Here is a 6,088-nt window from a genome sequence, read left to right as displayed (position 1 = left end):
CCCACCACGAGAGACTAGAGGACGTGCAGAAGGCACTCCTGGCTGATCGGGACCACTTGGATAAGATCAAGCTGGACTGAGTAATTCGAAGATTCTAAGAGAGGTAGAAAGACGATGCGGATTGAGGATGTTGAGCAGAGGCGTGAGGCGCAGGAGAAAGAGGCCGAGTCCATTAGCCAGGAAGTCAAAGAGCATCAGGAGCGCGTAAGCCAGCTTGAACAGTCGGTTCAGCAGCTCCAGGAAGCGGCCTCATCGGTGGAGAGCGACGAGCTAAATCAGGCACTCCAAGAAGCGCAGCAGGCAAGACAAGACACAGAGCGGCGTGTGGGCGAGCTGCGTCAGGAGCGCGACGAGCTACTCAAAGAGAACGAGCAGCTTACCCAGCAGGTGCAGCAATCGCTTGAGAAAAAGCAGCAAGCGCAGCAAATGACCAACCAGATGCTGGAAGGATTTCGCTCGAACCGGGACGGCTCGGACATGGCCAATCCTGCCATTCAACGAATGGGCCAGGCACTGGAGAAAGACAAACAGCGCTCTGATCAGGCCCTCCAGAGCCTGAATGAGGCCCGTCAGCGACTGGAAAATGTAGGACTCTGATGGACAATAATGGGTCTCTGATGGATACCAAGAAACGCTGTCCTGAGTGCGGGCGAGAGTATCTGGAGTCGTTTCTTTACTGCAAGGAAGACGGCTCTGAGCTGGTCGTGATCCCCGCTAAACAGGCTACAACATCCTCTGAACCAAAGCACGAATCCACCGAGTCGCTACGGGAAGAGAAGCCTACCACGGTCGTTTCCGCTGCCTCATCCGCCCAGACCGTGGCCCAATCAGCCTCACCATCCCAAGCGGAGGCAGGGCGTCCTGCATCTCGCTTCATGGCAGCACTGCCCGAGCCGGACGATATCGTGGGGCCTCAGAAGGCAACAAAGTTGCCTCAGCTCTCGCGTGGAAGCATGATTGGGATGGTACTTCTTGGCACTGGTGTACTGGCGGGCGGTGCGTTCTTCGTGGTCAAAGGCATGAAGCCAAGTGTGCCAGAGCAGGCTACTGGAGGCGCTCTTAAGCCATCCGTGAAGTCGTTGCAAGCGGCTCCGGTACTGGCCTCTAAGTCGTCCGCTATGCCCAAAAGCAAGCCGTCTAAGCCAAAGGACACGCCGCCAAAAAATGGCTCGCCAATGCTTGTGGGTGAGAAGTACCCTCAGACCCGTGAGCGCCTTCTGAGCAAGTCGGAGCTGTCGAGATGGGACTACTCCTCGGTGCGTTACGCGATAAACGAGATCTACGCACGGCACGGCTACCCCTTCAAGGACCCCTACTATCGCCAGTGTTTCTCGACCTTCTCCTGGTACCACATCCGGCCTGGTGTGAGCATGGAATCCCTGGAGAAGCACGACTTCAGCCGGATCGAGATGGAGAACGCCAAGCGCCTATCGGATCGTCGAGATGAGATGGGCGACGGGTAATAGAGATAGGGCAAGGTCTAGGGTAAGGAGTAGGCTAACCTTGCCCTACCCTAATCCATCTGGAACAGGCGAAATCAAAACCCGATAATTCAAGAATTCCTACTCTACACGTTACTTCGTTTTACGTGTTTCGTCGGTCTCTCTCATGTGCTCTATTTTTGTTTTTTAGTACGTTGTGGCGGCGATCCCCAAGTGCGCAGCGACGACCCACAAACTGGGTCCTCAAAGGAAACAATGCAAAATGAAAGTCTGTCCCGTCTGCGGAGCGACATATAGCGACGAGCTGATCTACTGCAAAAATGACGGATCAGATCTCGTTGCTCAGGCTCAGCCAAGCATTCCGCGAGACACCCCACCAGCGCAAAACAGATCAAGCGCTCCCGATCAGAAACAGAGCTTTTTGATTCCGATCATGGTCGGCAGCGTCCTAGTGCTTGTTGTCCTTGGCTGGATTGTCTACTCAAAGCTGTCACCCGGTTCACGATCCGCTACTTCCGCCGAAAGTAATTCCAGCGTAGCCTCGTCTAGTACGACGTCCTCCTCAGGTACCACGTCAACACCTGTCCCGGCTGCTCCTGTGTCCGACCTGTCCTCCGCCGTGTCAGCGATCAAGTCAGTGTACGCGAGCAGTGACGCAGCCTACGGTCGCCGGGACGCTCAAGGTCACATGGCCTACGCAGCGAGCGAGTGGACGTTTGTTGACAAGGATGGCTCAAAAGAAACCCGGAGTGATTCGCTCCGCTACTTTGAGAAGCGCTTCAGCAATACCGACCCGAAGCGGGTCGTGGAGTGTCATATTGAAACGAAGGTGTTGGAGAGTCCCGCGCCTCGTTTCGAGAATGGCGACCTGGTGGCTGTGATCTCCGTCTCTGCAAACTCCACGGACGCCCAAGGAAAACATTTGCGCGTTTCGGCAACCCAGGAAGATCGCTGGCGGAAGGTAAGTGGTGAATGGAAGTGTGTCCGCTCGAAGATCATCAGTCGCGCCTAAAGCTAACTGTACTGCTCCGAACTTGGGGCCGAACAAACATAGACGTTAAAAAGGGACACCTCGTTGCCTCTCCAATAGGAACGCAAAAGGGAGAGTCTTCGGCTCTCATGGCAATGGGCTCGTTTTCGTGAACGGAGTCCATTATCACAGACATCGCCTAGAGCGATAGTGCTTTAACATGAAAAACTCAAGTAAAGTCCAGAGCGCGTATCGCCACGGTAAGAAGATATGCGCCTACTGTGGCATCGCTCTCCCCGACCAAAAGGACCGCGAGCGCGAGCACGTCGTCGCCCGGGCCTTCTTCGACCCACATAACATCCCCAGCGACATCATCATCGTGGCGTCCTGCAAAACGTGTAACCACGGGGACAAATCGTCCCTGAACGACGACGAGGACTACACTGCCTCCGTCATGATCGCAAACCGCTTCTCCTCGAACCACCCTGTTGCAAAGGCGCGCCTGGACGAGCAGGGACCCTTCATGAGCGCAGTACGCAAAGGCAAGGGAGGCCCTGCACATCTTGGACGCTCAATGATCTGGGCGGACATCTTCACCGAATCCGGCATCTGGCTCGGTAAACGCCAGGGGTTTCCTTTCGACGCGCCGCGAGTGGAACGGGTGATGGAGAAGATTGCCCGTGGTCTGCACTTCCATGTGACGGGCGAGGTAGTCCCAGCTCATTTTCGGGGTCGTGTCCGGCTCTTCATCGGCCCCAATGGGGAACCAGACAAGCAGACGTTCGCGGCGCTCATGCAACTCGCCGGAACTGAGCCCAAGTGGGAGCGGTGCCCTATTCAGATTCTAGGAGATAACGTTTTCTGCTACTGCGCCGCCAGGGACCCCGACTCCAATCACTCTGTGTGGTTCTTGCAATTCTACAATGGCTCCCATCAAGCGATGGTGACTTTCCACTGAGGCAATGCTCGACCGACTCCACTTCGGACAACCGCGACCTTTGGTGCACACTCGGTCGAGCGAGATAGCCCCGGCTACCTCGAAAAGTGGTCAGCCTCGCTGGACGCGCAATTCAGATAAGTCCACACCAGGCTCACTATAGCTGGCTCTATCACCTCAGCTCCCTCGGTGTCCCTTTTTAACGTCTATGTTGACCCTGTTGCCGAATTCCCTGAGGTGCCCGAAACGCCTCGGAAATCCCCCATGCGAAGAACCCTTCATAGAGGGAAGGTCATCCGCCGTTTTGGATTCGGCAACAGGGTCTATGTTTGTTCAGCCCCGAATAGTGGAGTATCTGGATGGTAGCAGGGTATGCGGAAGAGGCTGATGCTCCGTACTAATCTCTTGACGTATCTACTAAAATTAGTCAGCTTCTGGAAGATGGCTCGCGGGAACAGTCGATTAGCAACCTTCTGAAGTGGCTCTTACATCGTTACAGTAATGGTCTGCACTCTGTCGCTCCTAGTGCTGTGGCGGTAGTGCAACCCTCTGTGCGGAAAAAAGCATTGCCCTTCATGGTGGGGGTATGGAGACTTCCGCAGCACGAACCAGCATTGACCGGGAGCATCGCTTCCGGCTACCCAGCCCCGACACGGAGGCGCTTACTTCGTTTGTGCAACTCTGGGAATCCAAGATGGGAACGGTGCTGACCGAGCAGGAGGCCGCTCGTCTCGCGGCTCAGGTCCTCCAACTCGTCTACCTCAAGAACTTCGGAACCCACCCTGGCTGCACACCCAAGCTACTGTCTTCAAATGATCCTTATCCGTAATCATCTTATTTATGCGACTTATTCTCTACGCCCGCAAGTCAACGGAATCTGAAGAACGGCAGATTCAAAGCATCGACGACCAGATCCGTCTCGCCTACGAAGAGGCGGCGCGACACAACTTCAAAATCGTTCGCGTCATCAGCGAGTCGCGCTCAGCGAAAGCACATGGGAAGCGGGAGGGGTTCTCGGAGCTGCTTCAGGCCATCGAGTCAAAGGAGGTAGATGGCATTCTCGCCTGGCATCCCGACCGACTTGCGCGCAATGCCGTGGATGGGGCCATGGTGATCGACCTGCTAGACCGGGGCAAGCTCGTGACGCTTCACTTTGTCAGCTATACCTTCGAGAACAGCCCGGAGGGGAAGTTCATGCTCGGCATGATCTTTTCTCAGTCCAAGTACTACGTTGACAAGCTCTCCAAAGACGTTCTGCGGGGTCTCAAGAGCAAGATCGCCAAAGGATGGTATCCGCACCAAGCCCCCGAAGGCTACCTTAACGATACGGAAAACCACACGATTGTCATTGACCCTGAGCGGTTCCCACTACTGCGCCGGGCCTGGGACATGATGCTCACGGGTGCGTACACGGGCACCCAAGTCTGCGCAGCACTTCATCAGTGGGGATACCGGACAAGACGACGGGGGAAGTTGTTAGGTAACAATCCCATCGGTGTCAGCGGGGTCTATAAGATGTTTGATAGCCCGTTCTATTACGGCTACTTTCGGCATGATGGAGTGCTCTACAAAGGAGCACATCCTCCGATGATCACGGAGGCCGAGTTTATGCGAGTCCAAGAGCTTTTGGGTAAGGTAAACCATATTCAGCCCAAAACAAGGGAGTATGCCTTCACTGGCCTGATCCGTTGTTTAAAGTGCAAGTGCCTCATTACCGCCGAGACCAAAACGAAGCATTACAAGAAAACAGGTAGGACGGTGAGCTATACCTACTACCATTGCACGAATGGGAAGGGAGGCTGTGTCAAGCGGGGAGTCTCCCCAGAGCTTATTGAGCGGCAGATTGAGGGGAAACTAGAGACTCTGCGGATAGACCCTGCTTTCTGCACTTGGGCACTAGAAAACTTGGAGCGTATCTCGGCTCAGGAAGATAGCCCAGATCGGGTAGGGCAGGCAAACTTGGAGCGAGTCTTACGCGACCTAGAACGCAAGCGCGATGGGCTCTTTGAAATGCGGATGGGGGGAGAGATTGGCGCGGATCAATTTCAAGCCCAGCAATCCAAGTTAACTGAGCAGATGGAGACAGCGGAGAGGAAACTACGCCTGCTCGTGGATCGCAGGGCAGACGAGCAGGAAACGGTAAAGCGATATCTATCTCTGGTCGCTACTTCCTACGAACGGTTCACGGGTGGGGATATTCGTGCCAAACGTGAGGTAGCGGTCGCATTGTCAGATCGGTACTTTCTCACTCTGGATAAGCTGGAAATAGAGCTTTCTCCGCTACTTGCCAAAATAGCCACTTTCGAACCAGTAAAAATTGGCTCTGATAAAGAAAAATCCGGCTCTGCTGGGCCGGGTCTTTCTACTTGGCAGGGGTACGTTGAGAACATTCTGACCTGTGCACGAGAGCAACTAGCGTTAGAGGATAGGGATATTTTAGAGAAAACCCGCCAGCAGTTTGCTGACGGGTTGCGGTAGGTTTTGGTGGTCTTTACTCTTTTCTCTCACATATTGTTGGCAATGATTGCCCTACCAACTCCTCGACCGCAGTGCGTGGAGCGCGCCGCCATCGTGGTTTCATAAAGCTGCCGTCTGACTTTCGCTCGAACTCTATGAGATCGAACTGTTCTGGGAATTGCCATTGACCCGTGTGGGTGTTGTGCACCCCCCGATTGGGGTAGTGCTCGATGACGACTGGGGCTGCATCGGGCTTTTGTAGAAACTCCCAGGCGGAAGTTG

The 6,088-nt window shown here is 54.8% G+C and carries 7 protein-coding genes; 6 read left to right on the top strand and 1 reads right to left on the bottom strand.

The window, feature by feature from the left end:
* The first annotated feature begins 114 nt into the window (after positions 1-114).
* From RMO15_RS05275 to RMO15_RS05250, 6 genes are all read left to right on the top strand, one after another.
* Complete coding sequence (locus RMO15_RS05275; protein WP_309708802.1) at positions 115-597, top strand: hypothetical protein; 483 nt, start codon at positions 115-117, stop codon at positions 595-597.
* A complete protein-coding gene (locus tag RMO15_RS05270; RefSeq protein ID WP_309708799.1) occupies positions 597-1,463 on the top strand; it encodes a YARHG domain-containing protein in 867 nt (288 codons plus the stop codon). The genes RMO15_RS05275 and RMO15_RS05270 overlap by 1 nt, the downstream gene beginning before the upstream one ends.
* A 667-nt stretch (positions 1,464-2,130) precedes the next feature.
* Positions 2,131-2,454 (top strand): hypothetical protein, encoded by a 324-nt coding sequence (locus RMO15_RS05265; protein ID WP_309708796.1) that lies wholly within the window; start codon positions 2,131-2,133, stop codon positions 2,452-2,454.
* A 178-nt stretch (positions 2,455-2,632) separates the two neighbouring features.
* Positions 2,633-3,370, top strand: coding sequence for a hypothetical protein (locus RMO15_RS05260; protein ID WP_309708794.1), 738 nt, complete (start codon positions 2,633-2,635; stop codon positions 3,368-3,370).
* A gap of 565 nt (positions 3,371-3,935) precedes the next feature.
* On the top strand, positions 3,936-4,178 hold the full coding sequence (locus RMO15_RS05255; RefSeq protein WP_309708791.1) for a hypothetical protein: 243 nt from the start codon (positions 3,936-3,938) through the stop codon (positions 4,176-4,178).
* A gap of 11 nt (positions 4,179-4,189) precedes the next feature.
* The gene (locus tag RMO15_RS05250) at positions 4,190-5,827 is read left to right on the top strand and encodes a recombinase family protein (RefSeq protein WP_309708788.1); all 1,638 of its coding nucleotides are present in this window, start codon (positions 4,190-4,192) and stop codon (positions 5,825-5,827) included.
* A 13-nt stretch (positions 5,828-5,840) separates the two neighbouring features.
* Here RMO15_RS05250 and RMO15_RS05245 read toward each other — a convergent pair.
* On the bottom strand, positions 5,841-6,088 hold a 248-nt coding region (locus tag RMO15_RS05245; protein WP_309708785.1), incomplete at its 5' end, for a hypothetical protein.

The organism is Armatimonas sp., from assembly GCF_031410135.1.
Lineage (GTDB): Bacteria > Armatimonadota > Armatimonadia > Armatimonadales > Armatimonadaceae > Armatimonas.
This window is presented reverse-complemented; position numbering and strand designations above follow the sequence as displayed.